Raw genomic sequence first — 20,788 nt, forward strand, 5'->3', positions numbered from 1 at the left:
TCAGTCCCAATCAAGGCCGCCGCGACGCCACACATAGGCGTAGGCGACGAACACGGTGGCGATGAAGATGACCATCTCGACCAGCCCGAAGAAGGCGAGCGCATCGAACTGCACGGCCCAGGGGTAGAGGAAGATGATCTCGATGTCGAAGACGATGAACATCATCGCGGTGATGTAGTACTTCACCGGGAACCGGCCGCCACCCAGCGCCTGCGGCGTCGGCTCGATGCCGCACTCGTAGGAGTCGAGCTTGGCGCGGTTGTAGCGCTTGGGCCCGATCGCTGCGCTCATCACGACCGAGAAGATCGCGAAGCCAGCCGCCAGAAGGGCCAACGCCAGGACCGGCGTGTAGAGCTCCAATGCTGCCTCCCAGGTGCTGCGGCGATGCGGGGCTTGGGACCCGGCGGGGGTTCGTTCGTGACTTTGTGAACGGCTTCACGAGGGGTCCGCGGGACAGTCTAGGCCCGCCCCAAGGCATCCGACACCCCCGGGGCTCGCAGGTCAATTCAGTGCCTGACCTGGGCATTTAGGTCATCTCGGCGTTGCGATATTCGGCAGATGTTTGCTCACGGAAGATCGTGTGTCCTCTGTCGCACCTGGTACGTCGTGGACCACACGATGTGGTCGGTTCACGGAGGGCGCGTGGGTCAGGCGGTCGCGCGGTGCAGGGTGACGATGCCGCCGGAGAGGTTGCGCCACTCGACGTCGTGCCAGCCCGCGGCGGAGACCACGGCGGCCAGACCCACCTGGTCGGGCCAGGCACGGATGGACTCCGCGAGGTAGACGTAGGCGTCCGGGCTGGAGGAGACCGCGCGGGCCACGGGAGGGAGCGCGCGCATGAGGTACTCGGTGTAGACCGTGCGGAACGGCGCCCACGTCGGATGGCTGAACTCGCAGACGACCAGCCGGCCGCCCGGCCTGGTGACCCTGCGCATCTCCCGCAGGCCGGCGTCGGGGTCGACGATGTTGCGCAGCCCGAAGGAGATGGTCACCGCGTCGAAGGTGTCGTCGGCGAAGGGCAGACGGGTCCCGTCACCCGCCACGAACGGCAGCTCCGGCCTTGCCCTCTTGCCGACCTGGAGCATCCCGAGGGAGAAGTCGCAGGGCACGACCCGGGCGCCGCGCACCGCGAACGGCTCGCTCGAGGTTCCGGTGCCCGCGGCCAGGTCCAGGACCCGCTCGCCGGGCCTCGGGTCGACGGCGTCCAGCACGACCTTGCGCCAGCGCCGGTCCTGGCCGAGGGAGAGCACGTCGTTGGTGACGTCGTACCGCTTGGCGACCGCGTCGAACATGCGCCGTACGTCGGTCGGCTGCTTGTCGAGGTCGGCGCGGGTCACGACGAGCAGGATAGAAGGGCGGCCCGGTGGAGGGGTCGGCGGTGGGGACGACGTGTCCGACGTCGCACCCGCGTCGATGGCGTACCGTGCGGCACCGCCGCGTACTCTGGGTCTTCGTGACGAGCGCCCCCATCACCGGTGACCCCTCGCTCGTCGTCCGCACCGTCGCCCTCGACGACGCACCAGCCTCGCTGCTGAGTCGCGTCCCTGCGGAGGGTCCGCTCGCCTGGCTGCGCCGTGGCGACGGCCTGGTCGGCTGGGGCGAGGCGGCCGTGGTGCACACCGCCGGGGCGACCCGTTTCACCGACGCGGACAAGTGGTGGTCCGAGCTGGTGGGGCGCGCGGAGGTCACCGACGGGGTGAACGAGCCCGGGTCCGGCCTGGTCTGCTTCGGCTCCTTCGCCTTCGGCGACGAGCCCGGCTCCTCGGTGCTGGTCGTGCCTCGCGTCGTCATCGGCCGTCGCGGCGACCGGGCGTGGCTCACCACGATCGAGCTGGCAGGCGCTCCGAGCGTGGACAGCGCAGCCGTCGACGCCGAGGTCACCCAGATCGTGCCGCCGGCCAACGTGCTCTTCGCCGACGGCGCCCGCAACAGTGACGAGTGGCTCGCCGTGGTCAGCGACGCCATCGGGCGGATCGAGGCCGGCGCGCTCGAGAAGGTCGTGCTGGCGCGCGACCTCATCGCGACGACCGACGTCCCGATCGACGTGCGGTGGCCGTTGCGCAAGCTGAGCCGTGACTACCCGATGTGCTGGACCTTCCACGTGGACGGGCTGTTCGGCGCGACTCCCGAGATGCTGGTACGCCGGGAGCGCGGGCTCGTCACCAGCCGCGTGCTGGCCGGCACCATCCGCCGTACCGGCGCCGACGAGCGCGACCTCGCCCTCGCCGCCACGCTGGCCCGGTCGTCGAAGGACCTTGAGGAGCACGAGTACGCCGTGCGCTCGGTCGCCGATGCGCTCGACCCGCACTGCTCCTCGATGAACGTCCCCGAGGCGCCTTTCGTGCTGCACCTGCCCAACGTCATGCACCTCGCCACCGACGTCGCCGGCGTCGTCCATGATTCCGCGACCGTGTCGTCGCTGAAGCTCGCCGAGGCCCTGCACCCCTCGGCGGCCGTCGGCGGCACCCCGACCCCCGCCGCGCTCGCCCTGATCGACGAGATCGAGGGCATGGAGCGGGGCCGCTACGCCGGCCCGGTCGGCTGGATGGACGCCACCGGCGACGGCGAGTGGGGGCTCGCGCTCCGCTCCGCGGAGATCGTCGGCGACGGCGCGACCGTGCGTCTCTTCGCGGGCTGCGGCATCGTCGCCGACTCCGACGCCGAGGCCGAGCTCGCCGAGAGCCAGGCCAAGCTGGTGCCGGTCCGGGACTCGCTCGCGGGGGCTTAGGCGCCGTTTGCCTCACCGGGTCCCGATACGCCCGTTCTCGTCCTCGCAGGCTCGGACGAGAGGGCTACTCGACCAGCTCCTTCGTCGCTAGCAGCGGCTCGTCACAATCTTGCCGAAGGGCTTGACCACCTCGAAGCGGCCGCCGTCGAGCGGGTGGCTGTCGAACTGGTCGAGCGCGTCCTCCCAGCGGGGATCCGCGGTGCCCGTGACGTACATCGCCGAGCCCTGGTCGGCGTACATCAGGCCGTAGCGCTTCATCGCTAACGCGATCGCGCGCGCGGCACCGGTGTAGTGCGAGATGTCGGTGCCCTTCTTGAGCCGGAAGCGCATGCCGTAGGACGGCAGCGAGCTGCTCGTGTTGCCGCTGGGGCCGCAGTGCCGGGCGGGCACGGTGAACGCCGCCCGGGCGCTCGGGAGCGTGAAGCGGACAGCGTGGGTGATCCGGCCCGACACCGCCTCGTCGTAGGACAGCAGGCCGGGCAGGATCGGCAGGCCGGCGGCGTCGGCGGAGGTCCAGTACTTCGGGCGCAGCTTGTTGGAGCCGAGGTCCCACCGGGCCGCGGCGGACGCTCGCCACCCGACGACCTGGCCGCCGGCGTACACGCGCTCGGCCTTGTAGAGCTCGACCAGCCGGCAGCTGCCCTGCTGGACGGTGATCACGTGCCGGTCGCCCTCGTCGGGGTCGACGGCGCCGGTCCGCCAGCCCTCGATGTGCGCCCCCGGCGGGATCGGGACCGGCCCCCGGTCGCTCTCGTCGCCGTAGTCCTCGCCTTCGACGCCGAACGACAGGGGCAGCATCGGCTGGTCGGCAGGGGCCACGTTGACCGGGATCCCGTAGTACTCCTCGGTCACCCCGAGGTCGAGGTGGATGTCGTGGCCGGCGGCCTGGCGGGCCACGATCGCCTTGCTGTGCTTGTAGACCGGGCGCTTGTCGATCCGGGTGTTCCACCAGTTGTCGGCCGGGAACACCTGGCAGCCACCGACGGTGTGGACGCCCGCGGCCGAGTGCAGTGCCGGGTCTCGTGACGGTCGCTGGGCGACCTCCTCGAGACCTCCGGAGCCGACAGCGGCGCCCGCCGACAGCGTGAGCCCGGAGGCGACAGCCGCCACGACGAGCCGCCTCACAGGTCGGACCCGTCCGCGAGGCGCACGTAGTCCTGGCCCTCGGGCAACAGTCGCTGCAGGTGCCCGTCGACGATGCCGAGGCCGGCGTCGGAGTAGACGCGGTCGTGGATCGCGATGTTGCGCGGAGCGCCGACGAGCCTGGCGAAGTCGACCGCCTCGGCCGCGCGCATCCAGGGCGCCGACACGACGACCCCGAGCACGTCGACCGGCTCGTCGGGAGGCGTCAGCGCGTCGCCGGGGTGGAACACCTTGGTCTCGCCAAGGGTGAGGACGTAGCCGCAGTTGAAGTTGCGCGGCAGGTCCGGGTGGATCACGGCGTGCAGCTCACCAACGGCACGCACCGTGAGCCCGGCTGCCTCGAAGCGGTCGCCGGGGGTCACCACAGTGATGCGCTCGGTGAGGTCGGGCGCGTTGTCGGCGGCCTGGCGCGCGACCTCGTCGATCGTGAAGATCGGGACGTCGGTACGGCGGAGGTTGCCCGGGTCGAAGTGATCGGCGTGAAGGTGCGTGACCAGGACGGCATCGGCGCCGTCCACCGCCTCCGGATCGGTGAACCCGCCGGGGTCGATGACCACCGTGTGACCGTCGTGCTCGATCCGCACGCAAGCGTGCCCGAACTTCGTCAGCCTCATGTGACGTCACGCTAACGCGATCGCTGCGTGGCGGTTGTCCATTGGCTCAGCGAGCCTCCGGGCTGCCAGCATCTCGGCCGTGATGGAGGTGATCGTCAAGGGTCTCGACCCGACCGGCGATCGCGGTGCCGATCCGCGGCCGGGAAGGCGCTGTCGACGCAGATCGGACCCGTCGCCGACCAGCTCCGGATCGCGTCGGCGGTCGTGCTCGGCAACCAGGACCTCGCGACCGCGGAGCGGAAGCGGTCTTCGTGGTCGCGGCCCTGGTCGCGGCGGCCGCGTGGCAGCTCACGCTCGCCATTGGTGGCGCGGCGCTCGGCAGGTTCGTGACCGGCCTGCGAGGGCGGCCACTCACCGGCGTCGTCTTGGCCCTGGTGGTCGCCGGTCTGGCCTTCCATAGGATGCTCGCGTGAGGTCCTTCGAGCTGCGCGCCGCGACTCCCGCGGACGTCGAGGCCGGCGGGCGGCTGCACAGGGCGTGCTGGCGCGAGACCTACGGCCCGCTGGTCGACCCGGGTCTGTTGCTCGCCCGGCTCGGTGACCCTCTCGACTGGGTCGAGCGATGGCGGCAGCTCGTCGCCCACCAGCCACCGATGCTGGCAGTCCACGACGACGAGCCGGTGGGTTTCGCGATGGCCGGCCCGGCCCGCCGAGAGGACGCACCGACGGGCTTCGAGCTGTACGCCGTCTACGCGCGCACGGCCTGGCACGGGTCAGGGGTCGGCCAGGCGCTCTTCGACGCCGTCGTGGGCGAGAACCCCTGCCATTGCTGGGTCCTGGAGGCCAACGACCAGGCCAGGGCGTTCTACGCGAAGCAGGGCATGCTGCCCGACGGGATGCGCAAGCGCTACGACCCGCTCGACGCGTGGGAGCTGCGGGTGACCCGCACATGACCGGGCCGGCGTCGTACCTCGACCTTGCCGATCCCGCGTGCGACGTGACCTCCCCCGCCGTGCACGCCGCGCGCGAGGAGCGCTGGTGGGTCGAGACGTCGTACGGCTGGGCGGTGCTGCGGTACGCCGAGGGGTCGGCCCTGCTGCGCGACCGGAGGTTCCGCCAGGGCAACGCGCGGTGGCCCGAGCAGAACGGCATCCACTCCGGCCGCTTCGCCGGCTGGTGGAAGGAGACGCTGCTCTCGCTCGAGGGCGACGACCACGCGAGGCTGCGGCGGCTGCTGATGCCGGCGTTCCGCAACAAGACGATCGCCGCCATGCAGCCACGGTTCCAGGCGCTCGCCGACGAGCTGGTCGACGGGTTCGCGCCCCGCGGGCAGGTCGAGTTGATCTCGGAGTTCGCCGAGCCGTACGCCGCCCGCATCATCTGCGTGCTCCTGGGTCTGCCCGAGGACCACTGGCCGCAGGTGGCGCACTGGGCCGACGACCTCGGCAAGGCCTTCGGCACCGCGATCGCGGACGACCTGCCACGGATCGAGGCGGCGCTCGACGGCCTCTACAGCTACGTGGACGACGTCGTCGCCGCGCGCCGCGCCACCCCGACCGGCGACCTGGTCTCGACCCTGGTCGCCGCCCAGGAGGCCGACGGGTTGTCGGCGCGCGAGCTCGGCGTCGCGCTGGTCTTCCTGGCCATGGCGGGGATGGAGACCACCCGCAACCAGATCGGCCTGGCGGTGCAGACGCTGCTGCGGCACCCGGACCAGTGGGCGTTGCTCGGTTCGCGGCCCGACCTGGGCGCCTCGGCCGTCGAGGAGGTGATGCGGGTCAACCCGACGGTCACCTGGGTCACCCGCGAGGCGCTCGAGGAGGTCGACCTCGGCGACGGGCTCGTCGTGCCTCCCGGCGGCATCGTGCAGGTGCTCTCGCATGCCGCCGGCACCGATCCGTCGGCGATGCCGGACCCGTCGTTCGACATCACCGCGTCGCGACCACCGCACCTCGGGTTCGGCGCGGGCGCCCACCACTGTCTCGGCCACTTCGTCGCGCGCACCGACATGGCGGTCGCGCTGCCGCTGCTGGCGCGCCGGATGCCGGGCGCGGTCGCCGACGGGCCCGGCTCGTGGCTGCCCGTCTCGGGCAACACCGGGGCACTGGCCTTCCCGATCGCCTTCGAGCCCGGACACTGAGTGGTGACCGAAGACCCCTGAGTTGGCGCACACGTCGCGGCCTTCAACGCCGGGGTGGCATCGGACGACTGGGCAGCCTTCGCCGCGCGGTTCGCCGAGGATGCGGTGATGTCGTTCGAGGCGTGCCGGCCGGGCCGTTCGAGGGCCGCGCGTCCATCGCTGCGGCGTACGCCGCCGACCCGCCCCGCGAGGGCATCGAGCGCACTGGGCCCGTCGCCGTCGACGGGGACGACAGGGTCGTGCCGTACCGCTGGCTCCTCAGTGGCGAGACCGGGACGATGCGGCTGAGGTTCGGGTCGGACGGCGACGTACGCCGTCTCGTGGTCGCGTTCGACCAGCCGTCCTAGAGTTGCGGCAGGACCGTGAGAGGGGACTGACATGGGCTTCTTGGACGAGGTCAAGGCCGCGGCCATCGACCTCAAGGACACCGTCGAGGGATCACTCTCCTCGACCAACGCCGCACGCGACGTCGAGCGGATGTATCGCGACCTCGGGATGCTCACCTTCCTCCAGGACACCGGCCGCGCCATCGACGTCGCCGATCGGGAGCGCCTGCTCAACGGGCTCAAGGCCGCCGAGGCGGCCGGGTCCATCGCGGCGTTCACGCTGGTGACGGGGCCTCCGCCACCGCCTCCTGCTGCAAGGGGGCCGACCGTCACGGACTGACCTTCGCGGGCTGATCGCAGGGATTGCGGCATGAAGATCCGGCGCCTCTCTCCGCCCGACGGCGGTCGCATGCCTCCGAAGGTAAAGAGCATCGGGCCTCGCCAGTCTGTGAACCACAATTATCCATCCTTCGCGAATTTCTGAGACGCTTGCCTTACTTAATAGGACGTTCGTCTCAATCTGCGCGGAATCTTGGGGGCGAGCGCGCAGGCATCCAGGTCACGAAAGGCTTCATCATGCGTCGATCGCTCCGCCAGACGAGTGCCCTCTTCCTGCTGGCCCCGCTAGCAGCCGCGGCCACCGCGCTCACGCCCGGCGCCACCGCTCTGGCCTCGCCCACGAGTGACAGCGCCCAGGCCGTGGAGACCAAGGCGCACCCGCCCGGGGAGCCGTGGTTCCACCGGCAACTCCGACACCCGACGAAAGTGGTGGCCCCATGGCACGTTCACGTTCGCTCGCTTCACTGAGCGCCCTGCTCCTCGCCACCACCCTCGGGGCGACGACACTCGTCGCGACCCCCGCCGCGTCCGCGGTCGTGGCCTCGGCCGGCGTGAAGGAGGTGGTCCGCCAGTACGGCGACAAGCCGGTGCGGCAGGACCGCTCCGGCCAGGTCGTGGAGATCCGGTTCAAGGGTCACCGTGGCGACCTCGTCATGCTCACCTCGGCCAAGTCCGGTGACGTGACACCGATGAAGGCGTCGCTCACCGGACCCGGCGGAGCCGTTCCGCGCGGCACCGCGCCGTGGTTCGAGCTGACCAGGAATGGTTGGCACACCATCCGCACCCGCCCTGCCGCGGGCTCACAGCGAGCCAGGGTGCTGCTCAACGAGGTGCGGGCCGTCGCGGTGACCCGCGACGCCGCGGCCACCACGATGGCGGCCCGACGCGGGCTGGTCTACGCCGCCGGCTTCGAGGTCCCGGCCAGCGGCATGCTGTCCGGAGCGGTCTCCGGCCCGGGCGTCGAGCAGCTGGCGCGCCCCGGCAAGGCCACGCTGACGGCGTTCGACGACACCACGCTGCTGCTGGGGGCCGGGCTCCCTCTGGCGCCGTACACCAGCAAGGACGCCCGCACCAAGTACGCCGCCGGATCGGTGATCCGGCTGCTCGCGCGCAGCGGCCAGGCCTCCGCCGTGACGCCCACCCGCGTCTCCGCGACCATCGACGGACCGGCCGTGACCATCGACCGCAGCGACCCCGCGCGGGTGACCGAGGTCGTCCTGCCCGGCACGCCTGGCCAGTGGGTGCACGCTCCCGAGGGTCTCGCCGAGAACGGCCTGGACCGCACGATGCTGCTCGGCGGCGAGGGCTACGTCACCGCCAGCGCGGTGCCGGGCCTGTGGCGGCGGCCGGCGAAGGGCACCGACAGCCGGTTCCTGGTCTTCCCGAGCCGGTCCGTCACCGACCCGCTCTCGATCGACTTCGACAGCCTGACGGAGGGGCCCGCTCTGGCCCTGGGTGCGGCTCCCGCGAAGGTGACCCAGACCGTCGCCGGACGCGGCGTCATCCTGCCCGTCACCGGCCTGGCCACCGGCGCGTCGGCCAAGGTCGCGGCCAGCGCTGTCGCCCTGCCGGGTGACTGGCGGGTCCATCTTCTCGTCCCCCGCCTCGGCTGCGCCGGCTGCGGCACCGGAGACCTGGTGTCCGCCACCCCCGCCCAGCCACCTCACCGTCGGGCAAAGGCACGTGGGTCTACATCCCCTTCGCTCCCGGCACCACCGGCAGCGTCGACCTGCAGGTGCTCCCGGGCTAGCCGAGTCCAGGAATCGCCCACGCCGGCGAGACCTTAATGCAATTATCTTATTCCGGCTTCAGGCTCTTCGACCGCCTCCGAGGGAGGTCCCCCATGCGTCAGCGAATCTTCGCCCTGGGCGAGGTGCTCCACGACCAGCGACGCGAGCCGCCGCGCACGCCGCCGCGACTCATGGTCACCCGGCGACGGGACGTCGTGACACGGCTCAGGCCGTCTTGTGGTGCACGTAGCACCAGCGCCAGTCCTCGTCCGGCTCTGCGGACTGCATGACCGGGTGGGCGCTCTCCTGGAAGTGCGCGGTCGCGTGCCGGTTGGGTGAGGAGTCGCAGCAGCCGACGTTGCCGCAGATGAGGCACTGGCGCAGCGAGATCCAGATGTCGCCCTTCGCCACGCAGGCGGGGCACTCGGTGGCGTCGGTCTCGACGACGGGGTAGGCGTCGAGGTCCGGGCAGCCCTCACCGGTCTGCCGGATGCGGCTGAAGGTGCGCAGCTCCTCGCGCTGCTGGCTGGCGCGATCGATCATGCTCTCCTCGATGTCGAGGAGGGTGAGCACCTCGGCGATCACGTCCGCGGCCACCTGCCCCGAGTCGCGGATCTGCAGCACGCGACGGCGCTCGGCGTCGATCATCAGCATGCGCACGCGGGCGTACATCTCGCTCGGCGTCTCGATGTCGGGGTTCGTGCCGAGCCGCTCCCAGGCCGCGAAGTTGCGCTGCTCGATCCGTTGCTTGATCAGCGCCATCACGCCGTAGGGGTCGTCGACCTCGAGCTGCTCGAGGGCCGCGAGCTCGTGGTACGCCGCCTTGGACGCCTGCTGGAGCACGGTGGCGCGGGCCAGCGCGTCCTCGGCCGGGTCGGGCGCGGGCACCTCGAGCCGGCGGGCGAACCACGGCAACGACATCCCCTGGATGAAGAGCGTGCCCGCCACCACCGTGAAGGCGATGAGCAGCAGCACCTCCCGGTCCGGGGTGCGCTCGGGGATCACGAACGCCGCCGCGAGGGTGACCACACCGCGCATGCCGGCCCAGCCGAGGATGAAGGTGAAGGTCCAGGGCGGGCCCTGTGGTTGGCCGGCCTCCGGGCGCGGCCGGACGAGCAGGTAGCGGGCGGGGAAGACCCAGACCAGCCGCAGCACGATGACGGCGACCAGGGTCCCGATGCAGGCCAGCGCGATCCGGGACGCCGGGATGTCGCTCTGCGCCACGTCGTCGAGGATCCAGCTGGCCTGGAGGCCGATCAGCAGGAAGACGGCGTTCTCGAGGACGAAGGCGATGGTGCGCCAGTTCATCCGCTCGGCGATGCGCGACTGCGCGGTCTGGATGATCGGCGCCTTGTGGCCCAGGAGCAGGCCGGCGACGACCACGGCGATGACCCCTGAGCCGTGGATGAGGCGGTACTCCGCGGCGACGTACGCCGCAAACGGCACCACCAGCGAGATGCCGGTGTCGAGGATGGGGTCGGTGACCGCCTTGCGCACCCAGGCGACCAACAAGAACACCAGGAAGCCGACCAGCGCACCGCCGCCCGCCGCCCGGACGAAGTCCTCGGTGACGTGGAGGGCGTCGACGCCGACGGCGGTGGCGGCCAGGGCGGTGCGCAGCGCCACCAGCGCCGTCGCGTCGTTGAGCAGCGACTCGCCCTCGAGGATCGTCACGATCCTTCGTGGCAGTCCGATCCGGCGTCCCACCGCGGTCGCGGCGACGGCGTCGGGCGGGGCGACCACTGCGCCGATCGCGAGGGCGATCGGCCACGAGACGTCGATGACGGAGTGGACGAGCACGCCGACGCCGAGCGTGGTGAACGCGACCAGGCCGACGCTCAGCAGCAGGATGGGGCGCCGGTTCGCGTTGAAGTCGACCAGCGACGTCTGCACGGCCGTCGCGTAGAGGAGCGGTGGCAGCAGCCCGAAGAGCACCACGTCGTGGTCGAGGTGGACCTCGGGGACGAACGGGAGGTAGGAGGCGACGACCCCCACCACGATGAGGAAGAGCGGCGCCGGGACGTCGAGCTTGTCCGCCACCGCCGTGAACGTCAGGACCACGACGGCGAGGATGACGAGCGACGCGGCGATCTCCACCCGGCCATTGTGTCGGCAGCGTCTAGCGGCGCCCGGCCGTGCTCAGGTGGCGGCCACCCACAGCATCGGGTCGCCCCAGCCGAGGTCCTGCACGCCGTGGCTTCCGAACGCCAGCGCGACCAGGGTCCGCCGGTGCGCGGCGAAGGTGAGCACGTGCGCGATCATCCCGCCATAGGTGAACACCTCCGCCGGCTCGCACAGCGCGTCGACGAAGGTGTCGTCGAGCCGATCGGCCTCGACGACGCCCCGCACGTGGGCGAGGTACGTCGGCCCCTCGATCGCGAGCCGCTCGCGCATCGAGCTCAGCGACTCGTGCTCCTCGACCGACCAGTCGTAGTCACGCGTCGCCATGGCGGCGTTCCACATGCCCATCTGCCCGACCAGCCGGCTCAGCAAAGATCTGATGGTCTGCTGGTCCTCATCCACGTCGAGGACGATCGGCTGGTCCAGCTGCTCGTCGCTCAACCTCTCCGCGAGCCGGACCATCTCGCCGGTGAGCCAGACGTGGTGCTCGACCATCCTCGTGAGCAGCTGCATGCCGGTGACCTTGTCTCGTGCGGGCAGCCGGAGGCCGCCGGGTGGGTGGAAGTGGACGCCGCTGGGCGCCTCGACCTGGAGGTGCCCGGGCTTGCGCCGCCAGGTGGCCGGCGCGACGCCGTACGCCTTGGTGAACGCGCGGGTGAAGGCCTCGTGCGAGCCGTAGCCCGCCTCGACCGCGATGTCGATCAGCGGCGCGGTGGTGGTGATCATGCGGTACGCCGCCCGCTCCAGCAGGATGCGCCGGCGGAAGGCAGCCGGCGGCTCCCCCGCCACTGCGCTGATCATCCGGTCGAAGTGGAACCGCGAGAAGTGCAGCCGCGCCGCCCACTCGTCACCGCTGATCGACGCGGCCTCGTCGAGCGCCTCGGTGAGGTGATCGACGAACCGGACGAACGTGTCTCGCGAGGAGGCGTCGGCGGTGATGGTCATGCGGCCATCCTGACCCGGCGCAGCGCCCTCCGTCTTGATCAGCCTTGCGCGAGCCCGCGGATCCGGGCATCGAGCTCGCGGCGGTCCGCGCGACTCACGACCGCCTCGACCACCTCGATGCCGCCGTTGGGGTTGGCCAGCGCGTGCTCGAGCTCGGCCAGGTCGCCGACTCGCCAGTGCGGGGTACGGGTGGCGGCGCAGAGCGCGGCCAGGTCGACGCCGTGGGGCGTGCCGAAGAGCCGCTCGTAGCGGTCGGCGTACGCCGGGCCGCCCTGCTCGAGCACCGCGAAGATCGACCCGCCGTCGTCGTTGACCACCACGATCGTCAGGTCCGGACGTGGCTCGTCGGGGCCGATGACCAGGCCGGTCATGTCGTGCAGGAAGGTCACGTCGCCGACCAGGGCCATCGCCCGGCTGGACGACGGACGCCCCAACGCAGCGCCGATGGCGGTCGAGACGGTGCCGTCGATCCCGGAGAGGCCACGGTTGGCGATCACCTTGCGCCGGTCGCCGACGCGGTAGCGCGGCACCATGAGGTCGAGGTCGCGCAGCGGGTTGGAGGCGCCCACGACGAGCAGCCCCTCGGCCGGGAGCGCACGGGCCACGGCACCGGCGACGGCGTACGGCGTCAACCGGCGCTCGTCGGCGAGAAGCCGGTCCAACCTCGACGCGACGGCCCCGTCGGCCTCGCGCCAGGCGGCCAGCCACGCCGGATCGTCCGGACCTTCGACCGCGGGTCTGTCGACCTCGTGGTCGACCTCGAACGGGCGCTCCGACCAGACGCCCGCCGTCGGGACCGACCAGACCTCGACGTCGGTCCGGCCGAGCAGCCGGGTGACCGGCCGCGACAACGTGGGGTGCCCGAACACGACCACGCGCTCGACCTGCTCGCCGAGCGCACCCTCGAGAAGCAGGCGATAGGCGCGCATCGCGTGCGTGCCCGTGCGCGACCCGCTCGTGGGCTCGGCCAGCAGCGGCCAGTCAGCAGCCTCGGCGAGCACGCGTGCGGGCGGACCGGCGTCGTCGCCGGCGACCACGACGGTCCTCGGCCCCAGCGGCAGCGGGCTCGTGGGCCCGGTCGGCCGCATCGACCGTCGCTCGTCGCCGGTCTCGCCGACGTGAGGCGGCACGGAGTCCCACCGGTCGTCGGGCACGAGCGGCTCGTCGAGGGGGACGTTGACGTGGACCGGCCCGTCGACGACCAGCAGGTCGGGGAGCGACGGACCCGTCGGCGTCGCCGCACCCTCGGCGTTGCGCAGTCCTGGCGAGATCCCCGAGAGGTCGTGCAACGGGACCATCGGCCCGAAGATGCCGACCTGGTCGGTGGTCTGGTTGGCGTTGGTGCCACGGAACCGAGCAGGCCGGTCGGCGGTGAGCGCGACCAGGGGGACGCCCGCGTGGGCGGCCTCGAGCATCGCCGGGTGCAGGTTCGCCACCGCGGTGCCCGAGGTGCACAGCACCGCGACGCGACGGCGGGTCACCTTGGCCAGCCCGAGGGCGAGGTAGCCGGCCGTCCGCTCGTCCACGCGGGTGTGCAGCCGGAGCACGCCCGCGGCCTCGGCGTCGTACGCCGCGAAGAGCAGCGGGGCGTTGCGTGACCCCGGGGCGGCCACCAGATCGGTCATGCCGTGCTGGAGCAGGGCGTCGAGCACGGCACGGGCCAGGGCCGACGACGAGTTGGTCACGATGGCCCATCCTTCCTGGTAGTGCCCTGCGAACGCACCTCGGCGAGCCGGGCCTCCCAGTGGGCAACCCGGTCGAGGCCGGCGGCCACGGCTCCGAGCCGGTCCGGGTCGACGACCGGCGTGCGCACCGGCAGCATCCCGTCGACCGTGACGAGCGGGTCGGCCACCACGTCGCCGTCGAGCAGCCGCAGCGTGTCGAGCCCGCAGGCGTACGGCAGCTCGGGCAGCGCCGCCGCAAGGGCGACGCCTGCGGCGATCCCGACCGAGGTCTCCAAGGCCGACGAGACAACGACGGGCATGCCGATGTCCTCGGCGATGCGCAGGCAGGCCCGCACCCCGCCGAGGGGCTGCACCTTGAGCACGGCCAGGTCGGCGGCCTCCAGGTGCCGCACGCGGTAGGGGTCGTCGGCCCGGCGGATCGACTCGTCGGCGGCGATCGGCACGTCGACCCCACGGCGTACGACGGCGAGCTCCTCGACGGTCGCGCACGGCTGCTCGGCGTACTCGAGCCCACCTGCGGCCCGGTCGAGTCGCCGCAGCGCGGACGTGGCGTCGGCGACGCTCCACGCGCCGTTGGCGTCGACACGGATCTTGCCGTCGGGGCCGAGGGCGGCGCGTACGGCGGCCACCCGGTCGAGGTCGTCGTCGAGCCGCTGTCCCGGCTCGGCGACCTTCACCTTCGCGGTCCGGCACCCGCTGCCGGCGACGATCTCGTGCGCACGCTCGGGCCCCACTGCTGGAACCGTGACGTTGACGGGGATCGCGTCCCGCACGGGCGCCGGCCAGTCACCGGCCGCCGCCTCCTCGGCGCAGCGCAGCCAGGCCTGCGCGACGCGCGCGTCGTACTCCAGGAACGGGCTCCACTCCCCCCAGCCCGCGGCGCCCTCGATCAGCACGCCCTCGCGGACGGTGATGCCCCGGAACCTCGTGCGCAGCGGGATCGACCAGACCCTCATCGGCCCACCCCGTGGCTGCGCAGCGACGAGACGAGGTCGGCGAAGCGGTCGTCGTCGACCGGCTCCGAGGTGTCGACGTCGAGGTGCGGGCCCATCCCGGTCGGCCCGATGTGCGGCGCCGCCAGCTCCATGCGCTCCAGCGTGGCGTCGTCGAGCGGGAGGTGGGCCCCGTGCCGGTGTCCCTGCAGATCTCGTGCGGTGTACCGCTCCAGCGCGATCGCGAGCGGGACCCGGCACACGACCTCCACCACGGAGATGCCCTCGACGCCGCCCAGCACGTCGGTGAAGGAGCTCTCGTCGCGCGTCGGGTTCAGCCAGATGTCGATGACGCTGCCCTGCGGATTGTCGGCGACCAGGCGTACGACGACCTCCCGCGCCGCCTTGCGGATCGCGAACCGGTCATCCGGCGTGGCCTCCCCGAGACCGTCGACCACGCCCTCCTTGACCGAGTCGAGGCTGAGCAGCGGGAGACCGAACGCCTGGCCCAGCCGCGCCGCCAGCGCGGTCTTGCCCGAGCCCGGCAGACCGGTGACGAGGACGACCGGTCCGCGCGTCACGCCAGGTCCCGGAGGCGGAGGCGGTCGACCTTGCCGTTGGCGAGCAGGGGCAGCTCGTCGAGGACGACCACCGTCTGCGGCGCCCACGCGCGTGAGTGACGCTCGGCGACCCAGTCGCGTGCGGCGCTCCGATCGAGGCCGGACTGCTTGGCGACCACGAAGGCCACCACCCGCTGGCCCCACTCCTCGTCATTGATGCCGACGACCTCCACGGCGATCACGTCGGGGTGCTCGCGCAGCCGCGCCGCCACCGCAGGGAGGGGGACGTTGACGCCACCGCTCACCACGACGTCGTCGAGCCGCCCGATCACGCGGAGTCGACCGTCCTCGTCGAGCTGACCGGCGTCGGGGGTGAGGTACCACCCGTCGACCAGGGTCTCGGCGGTCAGGCCGGGGTCGCCGTCGTACCCGTCGAAGAGCACCGGGCCTGCCAGCCGGATCCGTCCCTCCGCACCGATCGCGACCGCCACCCCGTCGAGCGCGACCCCGTCGAACACGCAGCCGCCCGACGTCTCCGACGAGCCATAGGTCGCGACGACGTCGATGCCCTCGGCCTCGGCGCGCTGACGCAGCGACGGGTCGATCGCGCCGCCGCCCAGGAGCACCGCCCGCATCGACGCAAGCGCCGCGACGGCATCGCGGTCGTCGAGCAGCCGGTGGAGCTGCGTGGGCACCAAGGACGTGTAGGCCGCGTCGCCCCACCCGTCGAGCACCGGCTCGTGCCCGGCGAGCAGTGAGCGCACGATCACGTTGACGCCGGCGATGTACGACGGCGGCAGCACCAGCGCCCAGCGGCCGGCCGGTCCGAGCCGCCGCTCGGCGGCCCGCGCCGACGCGAGCACGGCGTCGCGCGAGAGCACCACCCGCTTGGGCGACCCCGTCGATCCCGACGTCTCGATCAGCAGCGGGTCGGGCCGCTCCGCCGCCAGCCAGCCGCGCAGCTCGCGCACCGCCTCGGCGGAGTCGGCCGACGGCTGGAGGAAACCCATGCGACGCACGCTAATCCCCCGTGTTCTCATGGCCCGCAGGCGTACACGTTCCTCGCCATGGAGTGGGGCGCCTACGGCTGGGCCCTGATCGCATCGATCGTGGTGCTGGCCGCCGCCGCCATGGGTCCGGCCGCCCGGGCGTCCGAGCGCTTCCTGCAGCGCGACCACCGTCCGGCGGACGTCACCCGACCTGCTTGAATCCACCCTCGTGACCTCCCCCGCACACTGGCTGGCAGGCGCGCGCCCGCGGACCTTGCCGGCCGCCGTCGCGCCCGTCCTCGCCGGCACCGCCGTGGCGGCGTACGAAGACGGCGCGGTCTGGTGGAAGGCGCTGCTCGCCCTCGTCGTCTCCCTGGCCCTCCAGGTGGGTGTCAACTACGCCAACGACTACTCCGACGGCATCCGCGGCACCGACGACGAACGCGTCGGACCCCTCCGTCTGGTCGGCTCCGGGCTGGCCTCTCCACGGTCGGTGAAGCTCGCGGCGTTCGCGGCCTTCGGCGTCGCCGGGGTCGCCGGCCTGGTCCTGGCCGCGACGACCGCGTGGTGGCTGGTCGCCGTCGGCGTGCTCGCGATCCTCGCCGCGTGGTTCTACACCGGCGGCTCGTCGCCCTACGGCTACCACGGCCTCGGCGAGGTGATGGTCTTCGTCTTCTTCGGGCTCGTGGCCGTGCTCGGCACGACCTACGTGCAGACCGAGGCGTTCGCCTGGCCCGCGCTGTACGCCGCCGTCGGCATCGGTGCGCTGGCCTGCGCGATCCTCGTGGTCAACAACCTGCGCGACATCCCCACCGACACCGAGGCCGGCAAGCGGACGCTGGCCGTGCGGCTCGGGGCCGAGCGGACGCGTGGGCTCTACGCTCTGCTGGTGCTCGCCGCGGCCGCCGCCGTCGTCGCCGTCGCGGCCGCCACCACGTGGTGGGCGCTGGTCGGGCTCGGCTTCCTCGCGGTGCTGGCCCCGGCGGTGCGGACGGTGCTGTCGGGCGCCACGGGCCTGGCGCTGGTGCCTGTGCTGCAGAAGACCGGCCTCGCCGAGCTCGTCTGGTCGGTGCTCGTCGCCGTCCCGCTCCTCGTCGCCGCGCGACCCTGACCCACCCCTGATCTTCGCCGCCGGCCCTCGGGAGCCGGCGTTCGCCGCCGTACGCTGGCGGCATGTGGTTCCTGATCCTCGTCGTGCTGGTCGTGGCCGGCGTCGCCGCCTACCGATACCGCGTCCCGCTGCTCGCCAAGATCCTCGGCCAGCCGCAGAGCCGCATCGAGCGGCGCCTCAACGGCCCCAAGTAGCGCAACGTCAGGCGAACTGAGCCGTCTATGACTCTGGACGCATGACGATGCGAGCCGAGAGCTTGCTCAGCCGGGCTCGTCCTCCTTGGCCTTGGCGGCCTCGAAGCGCGCGGTGGCCCGGTCGGCGCGGTCCTCGACCCGGCGGGCGAAGGCTTCGCGCTGGCGGTTGAGGAGGAACAGCGAGGCGACGCCGGAGATCAGGAACGCGAGGAGGACCACCCACAGCGCGGGGACCTGGTCGTCGCCGGTGACCAGCGCCCAGGCCCCACCGACCACGAGGAGCGAGGCGAGGAAGATGCCGGCACGCAGACCGGTGTAGACCAGGAACTCCTTCACAGCACCAGAGTACGGCGACCTGAGTACACGGTTACCGGGTGGCATCTACGCTGGAGCCGTGAAGTTCCTGCTCGTGGTGATCGTCCTGGGCGTGCTGGTGTACCTCGTCGTCCGGACCGTCCAGCGAGGCGGCTTCACCTCCCCGTCAAGGCAGCGCCCGCCCAAGCCGTCGGCGCCCCCGCAGCAGCGTCGGATGATCGCTCCCGACGACGACCCCGACTTCCTGCGCGACCTCGACCGGAAGCGCAAGCACAACCATCAGGACGACGCGGACACCTGAACCGAGTCGGCCGCCGGCTCGATGATCGAGATCGCCGGAGCGCCCTCCGCGTAGGAGTGCTGGCTGGTCGTCGAGAAGTAGTTGATCCCGATGAAGTTGAACCACAGCGTCGCGGTGCCGAGCAGCGCGAGGTACGCCGCCCGCTTGCCCTTCCAGCCGGCGGTCGTGCGGGCGTGGAGGTACGCCGCGTACACGACCCAGGTGATGAAGGCCCAGACCTCCTTGGGGTCCCAGTTCCAGTAGCGCGCCCAGGCCTCGTGCGCCCAGATCGGGCCGGTGACGAGGACCGCGAAGGTCCAGACCGGGAACGCGAAGGCATGCAGCCGGTAGGACATCCGGTCGAGCGCGACCAGGGCCGGGACCCGGGCGAGGTAGCCGGTGGTGCCGCCGCCCCGCGACTCCTGCCGTGCCTTGAGGAGGTAGAGCACCGACAGGATGCCGCCGAGGGTGAAGGTCGCCGTGGCGATCACCGCGGACACCACGTGGATCACCAGCCACGGTGAGTAGAGCGCCTCGGTCAGCGGCGCGACCGGCCCGTAGAGCCAGATCACCGCGACCATCAGCAGGGTCAGCACGACACCCAGGACGACGGGCGCCAGCCACTGCCACTTGAAGCGCCGGACCAGCGCGATGTAGGCGAACGCCACGAAGAACGTGCCGCTGATCGTGAACTCGTACATGTTGCCCCAGGGCACCCGGTTGGGGTCCGCGGCCATCCCGCGGCCGAGCAGCCCGACGAAGTGCACCGCGACCGCGAGGCCGGTCAGCATCAGGCCGAGCCGGCCGAACATCGCGATGCGGTCGGCCGTCCGCTCCCCGTCCCGACTGTCCTCTTGCTGCTCGATCACCGGGGCGCCTGCACCGACGGCGACGGACTCCTTGCGGGCCGCCCGGCCCAGCGGCACCTTGCGCAGGGAGCTCCACTCGACGAGGTGCGCCAGGAGGGCGAGGAAGTAGACCACCCCCGCCGCAGCGATCGCTTGGTTGGAGAGGGTCTCCCAGCTCGCGTCGGTCATCGCCAGTCCTCTTCGTGGGTGTTGTCGTCGTCAGGCGGCTCGCGCAGCCCCATGGCCGCGGCGACCAGTGCTGTCTCGCGAGGCAGGTCGCCGTTGCCAGACCGGTCGAGTCCCGCCACCTCGACCAGTGTGCCGTCACCGTCCTCGTCAGTGACACGCCGGGCGCGCACCCAGATCCGCCGCGGCCGGATGAAGAGCGAGCCCAGCAGCCCCAGGAGGGCGAGCAGGACGCCCGACAGCGCGACGAGCTTGCCCGGCGTACGGCTGATCTGGATCTTGTTCCACCGCTCGATCCCGTCGAAGGACACCGACCCGAGACCGTCGGGCAGGTCGACGCTGTCGCCGAGCTCCAGGTCCACGCGGAAAGGCGTGCCGTCGTCCTTGAGCACCGGCGTGGCCGTCTCGGTGTCGAGGAGGTAGACCGACTGGCCGTTGCCGCTGTCCATCCCGAGGTCGCCGGTGAAGACAGTCATCGAGAGCGCGGGGTTGAGCGCGTCGCCGAAGAGCGAGTAGGGACCGCGCTCCATGGTGAAGTCGTACGTCGGGTAGAACTCGCCGGTCAGCCCGATCTGCTCCGGCAGCGCGTCGGGAGCCTTGACCACCCCGAACGACGCGAAGGTCGGGTTGCGCGGCAGGAAGACAGTCGGGCCGCTGTAGGCGACGTCGCCGTTGCCGTCGCGCACGGTGATCACGGGGGCGTAGCCGTGGCCGATGAGGAAGACCTCCGTCCCGCCGATGTCGAGCGGGTGGTTGACCTTGAGGTCGTAGGTCTGCGGCTCGGCGTCGCGCGACTCGCGGTAGGTGAGGTGCGAGACGAAGGCCCGGGCCTGTCCGGCCGACGGCCCCTCGGTGAGCCACTCGATGTCGAAGTCGTCGATCGAGAAGGTGAAGGCGGGCGTGAGGTCCTCGGGCCCGAAGAGGCTGCCGGGGTCGAGCTCGTCGTATTGCGCTGCGTAGTTGCTGAACCCGCCGCCCACCAACACGATCACGCCGCCGCGGTAGCCGAACATCGAGCCCATCGCGAAGCCGACCAGCACCACCAGCACCGACAGGTGGAAGAGCAGGTTGCCGGCCTCGCGGAGGTAGCCACGCTCGGCCGAGACCCAGCCCCCTTCATCGACGGCCTCTTCGCCGTCGGGCGAGGCCGCCGAGCGCCGGATCCGGTAGCCGCGCGAGCGCAGCACCCGCTCCGCGTCGTCGAGCACCGCGACTGGCAGGTCGTCGACCTCGTACGCCGCGTGGCCCGGCATCCGCGACAGGCGACTCGGCGCGGCCGGCGGCTGGGCGCGGATGCCGCGGAGGTAGACCGCGGTGCGCGGGATGATGCAGCCGACCAGGGAGATGACCAGGAGGATGTAGATCGACGCGAACCACGGGGTGTCGTAGACGGCGAAGAGGCCGAGGCGCTCGAAGACCGGCGTGAGGTCGGGATGGCGGCCCTGCCACTGCGTGGTCCCGATCGAGTCGACGCTGCGCTGGGGGATCACCGAGCCGGGGATCGCGGCCAACGCGAGCACGAGCAGCAGCACGAGCGCGGTCCGCATCGAGGTGAGCTGGCGCCAGGCGTAGCGCAGCAGCTCGCGAGGACCGAGCTCGCCGGCCCGTGGGGCCTCGGGGTCGTCGGGCTGCGCGGGCTGGCGCACCTCGGTCGTCGTCATCG

General features: G+C 71.9%; 24 protein-coding genes. 11 read left to right on the forward strand and 13 right to left on the reverse strand.

Translation table 11 applies throughout. From position 1 onward, the window contains the following. Positions 1-360, reverse strand: coding sequence for an NADH-quinone oxidoreductase subunit A (locus ABD295_RS17310; protein ID WP_344305054.1), 360 nt, complete (start codon positions 358-360; stop codon positions 1-3). 287 nt (positions 361-647) lie between these two features. Further along, entirely contained in the window at positions 648-1,337 is a 690-nt protein-coding gene (locus tag ABD295_RS17315; protein ID WP_344305055.1) for a demethylmenaquinone methyltransferase, read from the reverse strand. A gap of 116 nt (positions 1,338-1,453) precedes the next feature. Between ABD295_RS17315 and ABD295_RS17320 the strand changes: the two genes are divergently transcribed. After that, positions 1,454-2,728 carry an isochorismate synthase gene (locus ABD295_RS17320; protein ID WP_344305056.1) on the forward strand — a complete coding sequence of 425 codons (1,275 nt, stop codon included), beginning with the start codon at positions 1,454-1,456 and terminating at the stop codon, positions 2,726-2,728. An 87-nt stretch (positions 2,729-2,815) separates the two neighbouring features. Here ABD295_RS17320 and ABD295_RS17325 read toward each other — a convergent pair whose 3' ends face one another. Together ABD295_RS17325 and ABD295_RS17330 are read right to left on the reverse strand one after the other, a co-directional pair. Continuing rightward, complete coding sequence (locus ABD295_RS17325) at positions 2,816-3,838, reverse strand: hypothetical protein (RefSeq protein ID WP_344305057.1); 1,023 nt, start codon at positions 3,836-3,838, stop codon at positions 2,816-2,818. 11 nt (positions 3,839-3,849) lie between these two features. Then, the gene (locus ABD295_RS17330) at positions 3,850-4,485 is read right to left on the reverse strand and encodes an MBL fold metallo-hydrolase (RefSeq protein WP_344305058.1); all 636 of its coding nucleotides are present in this window, start codon (positions 4,483-4,485) and stop codon (positions 3,850-3,852) included. 251 nt (positions 4,486-4,736) lie between these two features. On the opposite strand from ABD295_RS17330, the gene ABD295_RS17335 reads away from it, so the two are divergent. The 6 genes from ABD295_RS17335 to ABD295_RS17360 all read left to right on the forward strand — a co-directional run bounded on the left by ABD295_RS17335 (position 4,737) and on the right by ABD295_RS17360 (position 9,016). Continuing rightward, complete coding sequence (locus tag ABD295_RS17335) at positions 4,737-4,898, forward strand: hypothetical protein (protein WP_344305059.1); 162 nt, start codon at positions 4,737-4,739, stop codon at positions 4,896-4,898. Continuing rightward, a complete protein-coding gene (locus tag ABD295_RS17340; RefSeq protein WP_344305060.1) occupies positions 4,895-5,377 on the forward strand; it encodes a GNAT family N-acetyltransferase in 483 nt (160 codons plus the stop codon). The genes ABD295_RS17335 and ABD295_RS17340 overlap by 4 nt, the downstream gene beginning before the upstream one ends. Next, positions 5,350-6,564 carry a cytochrome P450 gene (locus ABD295_RS17345; protein WP_344305061.1) on the forward strand — a complete coding sequence of 405 codons (1,215 nt, stop codon included), beginning with the start codon at positions 5,350-5,352 and terminating at the stop codon, positions 6,562-6,564. The genes ABD295_RS17340 and ABD295_RS17345 overlap by 28 nt, the downstream gene beginning before the upstream one ends. Before the next feature lie 122 nt (positions 6,565-6,686). Further along, positions 6,687-6,911 (forward strand): hypothetical protein, encoded by a 225-nt coding sequence (locus ABD295_RS17350; RefSeq protein WP_344305062.1) that lies wholly within the window; start codon positions 6,687-6,689, stop codon positions 6,909-6,911. A gap of 31 nt (positions 6,912-6,942) precedes the next feature. Beyond that, entirely contained in the window at positions 6,943-7,230 is a 288-nt protein-coding gene (locus tag ABD295_RS17355) for a hypothetical protein (RefSeq protein WP_344305063.1), read from the forward strand. Between the two features lie 436 nt (positions 7,231-7,666). Then, the gene (locus tag ABD295_RS17360) at positions 7,667-9,016 is read left to right on the forward strand and encodes a hypothetical protein (RefSeq protein ID WP_344305064.1); all 1,350 of its coding nucleotides are present in this window, start codon (positions 7,667-7,669) and stop codon (positions 9,014-9,016) included. Between the two features lie 168 nt (positions 9,017-9,184). On the opposite strand, the gene ABD295_RS17365 is transcribed toward ABD295_RS17360, so the two are convergent. The 6 genes from ABD295_RS17365 to ABD295_RS17390 are packed head-to-tail and all read right to left on the reverse strand — an operon-like array spanning position 9,185 to position 16,212. After that, on the reverse strand, positions 9,185-11,056 hold the full coding sequence (locus tag ABD295_RS17365; RefSeq protein ID WP_344305065.1) for a cation:proton antiporter domain-containing protein: 1,872 nt from the start codon (positions 11,054-11,056) through the stop codon (positions 9,185-9,187). Positions 11,057-11,098: 42 nt separating this feature from the next. Beyond that, positions 11,099-12,025 (reverse strand): helix-turn-helix domain-containing protein, encoded by a 927-nt coding sequence (locus ABD295_RS17370; protein WP_344305066.1) that lies wholly within the window; start codon positions 12,023-12,025, stop codon positions 11,099-11,101. A 38-nt stretch (positions 12,026-12,063) separates the two neighbouring features. Next, on the reverse strand, positions 12,064-13,710 hold the full coding sequence (gene menD / locus ABD295_RS17375) for a 2-succinyl-5-enolpyruvyl-6-hydroxy-3-cyclohexene-1-carboxylic-acid synthase (RefSeq protein ID WP_344305068.1): 1,647 nt from the start codon (positions 13,708-13,710) through the stop codon (positions 12,064-12,066). Then, positions 13,707-14,666 carry an o-succinylbenzoate synthase gene (locus ABD295_RS17380; protein ID WP_344305069.1) on the reverse strand — a complete coding sequence of 320 codons (960 nt, stop codon included), beginning with the start codon at positions 14,664-14,666 and terminating at the stop codon, positions 13,707-13,709. The genes menD and ABD295_RS17380 overlap by 4 nt, the downstream gene beginning before the upstream one ends. Further along, positions 14,663-15,223, reverse strand: coding sequence for a P-loop nucleotide/nucleoside kinase family protein (locus ABD295_RS17385; protein WP_344305070.1), 561 nt, complete (start codon positions 15,221-15,223; stop codon positions 14,663-14,665). Before ABD295_RS17385 ends, ABD295_RS17380 begins: the two co-directional genes overlap by 4 nt. Beyond that, the gene (locus ABD295_RS17390; protein WP_344305071.1) at positions 15,220-16,212 is read right to left on the reverse strand and encodes an AMP-binding protein; all 993 of its coding nucleotides are present in this window, start codon (positions 16,210-16,212) and stop codon (positions 15,220-15,222) included. The genes ABD295_RS17385 and ABD295_RS17390 overlap by 4 nt, the downstream gene beginning before the upstream one ends. 57 nt (positions 16,213-16,269) lie before the next feature. On the opposite strand from ABD295_RS17390, the gene ABD295_RS17395 reads away from it, so the two are divergent. The 3 genes from ABD295_RS17395 to ABD295_RS17405 all read left to right on the forward strand — a co-directional run bounded on the left by ABD295_RS17395 (position 16,270) and on the right by ABD295_RS17405 (position 17,496). After that, positions 16,270-16,410 (forward strand): hypothetical protein, encoded by a 141-nt coding sequence (locus tag ABD295_RS17395; protein ID WP_344305072.1) that lies wholly within the window; start codon positions 16,270-16,272, stop codon positions 16,408-16,410. A gap of 10 nt (positions 16,411-16,420) precedes the next feature. Beyond that, the gene (locus ABD295_RS17400) at positions 16,421-17,302 is read left to right on the forward strand and encodes a 1,4-dihydroxy-2-naphthoate polyprenyltransferase (RefSeq protein WP_344305073.1); all 882 of its coding nucleotides are present in this window, start codon (positions 16,421-16,423) and stop codon (positions 17,300-17,302) included. A 62-nt stretch (positions 17,303-17,364) separates the two neighbouring features. Beyond that, the gene (locus ABD295_RS17405; RefSeq protein WP_344305074.1) at positions 17,365-17,496 is read left to right on the forward strand and encodes a hypothetical protein; all 132 of its coding nucleotides are present in this window, start codon (positions 17,365-17,367) and stop codon (positions 17,494-17,496) included. Positions 17,497-17,562: 66 nt separating this feature from the next. On the opposite strand, the gene ABD295_RS17410 is transcribed toward ABD295_RS17405, so the two are convergent. Then, positions 17,563-17,832, reverse strand: a complete 270-nt coding sequence (locus ABD295_RS17410; protein ID WP_344305075.1) for a DUF4229 domain-containing protein — start codon at positions 17,830-17,832, stop codon at positions 17,563-17,565. A 58-nt stretch (positions 17,833-17,890) separates the two neighbouring features. On the opposite strand from ABD295_RS17410, the gene ABD295_RS17415 reads away from it, so the two are divergent. Beyond that, positions 17,891-18,112, forward strand: a complete 222-nt coding sequence (locus tag ABD295_RS17415) for a hypothetical protein (RefSeq protein WP_344305076.1) — start codon at positions 17,891-17,893, stop codon at positions 18,110-18,112. Here the strand turns inward: ABD295_RS17415 and ccsB are convergent. Further along, complete coding sequence (gene ccsB / locus ABD295_RS17420) at positions 18,091-19,128, reverse strand: c-type cytochrome biogenesis protein CcsB (protein ID WP_344305077.1); 1,038 nt, start codon at positions 19,126-19,128, stop codon at positions 18,091-18,093. The two genes, ABD295_RS17415 and ccsB, sit on opposite strands and share 22 nt — an antisense overlap. Further along, positions 19,125-20,786, reverse strand: coding sequence for a cytochrome c biogenesis protein ResB (gene resB, locus ABD295_RS17425; RefSeq protein ID WP_344305078.1), 1,662 nt, complete (start codon positions 20,784-20,786; stop codon positions 19,125-19,127). The genes ccsB and resB overlap by 4 nt, the downstream gene beginning before the upstream one ends. Between the last annotated feature and the right edge of the window lie 2 nt (positions 20,787-20,788).

It is taken from the genome of Nocardioides bigeumensis, assembly GCF_039531755.1.
In the GTDB taxonomy this organism is placed as follows: domain Bacteria; phylum Actinomycetota; class Actinomycetes; order Propionibacteriales; family Nocardioidaceae; genus Nocardioides; species Nocardioides bigeumensis.

Coding starts and splice junctions, on each gene's coding strand:
- ABD295_RS17330 (WP_344305058.1), bottom strand. CDS start 4,485: ATGAGGCTGACGAAGTTCGGGCACGCTTGCGTGCGGATCGAGCACGAC.
- ABD295_RS17355 (WP_344305063.1), top strand. CDS start 6,943: ATGGGCTTCTTGGACGAGGTCAAGGCCGCGGCCATCGACCTCAAGGAC.
- ABD295_RS17360 (WP_344305064.1), top strand. CDS start 7,667: ATGGCACGTTCACGTTCGCTCGCTTCACTGAGCGCCCTGCTCCTCGCC.
- ABD295_RS17370 (WP_344305066.1), bottom strand. CDS start 12,025: ATGACCATCACCGCCGACGCCTCCTCGCGAGACACGTTCGTCCGGTTC.
- ABD295_RS17380 (WP_344305069.1), bottom strand. CDS start 14,666: ATGAGGGTCTGGTCGATCCCGCTGCGCACGAGGTTCCGGGGCATCACC.
- ABD295_RS17390 (WP_344305071.1), bottom strand. CDS start 16,212: ATGGGTTTCCTCCAGCCGTCGGCCGACTCCGCCGAGGCGGTGCGCGAG.
- ABD295_RS17395 (WP_344305072.1), top strand. CDS start 16,270: ATGGAGTGGGGCGCCTACGGCTGGGCCCTGATCGCATCGATCGTGGTG.
- ABD295_RS17405 (WP_344305074.1), top strand. CDS start 17,365: ATGTGGTTCCTGATCCTCGTCGTGCTGGTCGTGGCCGGCGTCGCCGCC.
- ccsB (WP_344305077.1), bottom strand. CDS start 19,128: ATGACCGACGCGAGCTGGGAGACCCTCTCCAACCAAGCGATCGCTGCG.
- resB (WP_344305078.1), bottom strand. CDS start 20,786: ATGACGACGACCGAGGTGCGCCAGCCCGCGCAGCCCGACGACCCCGAG.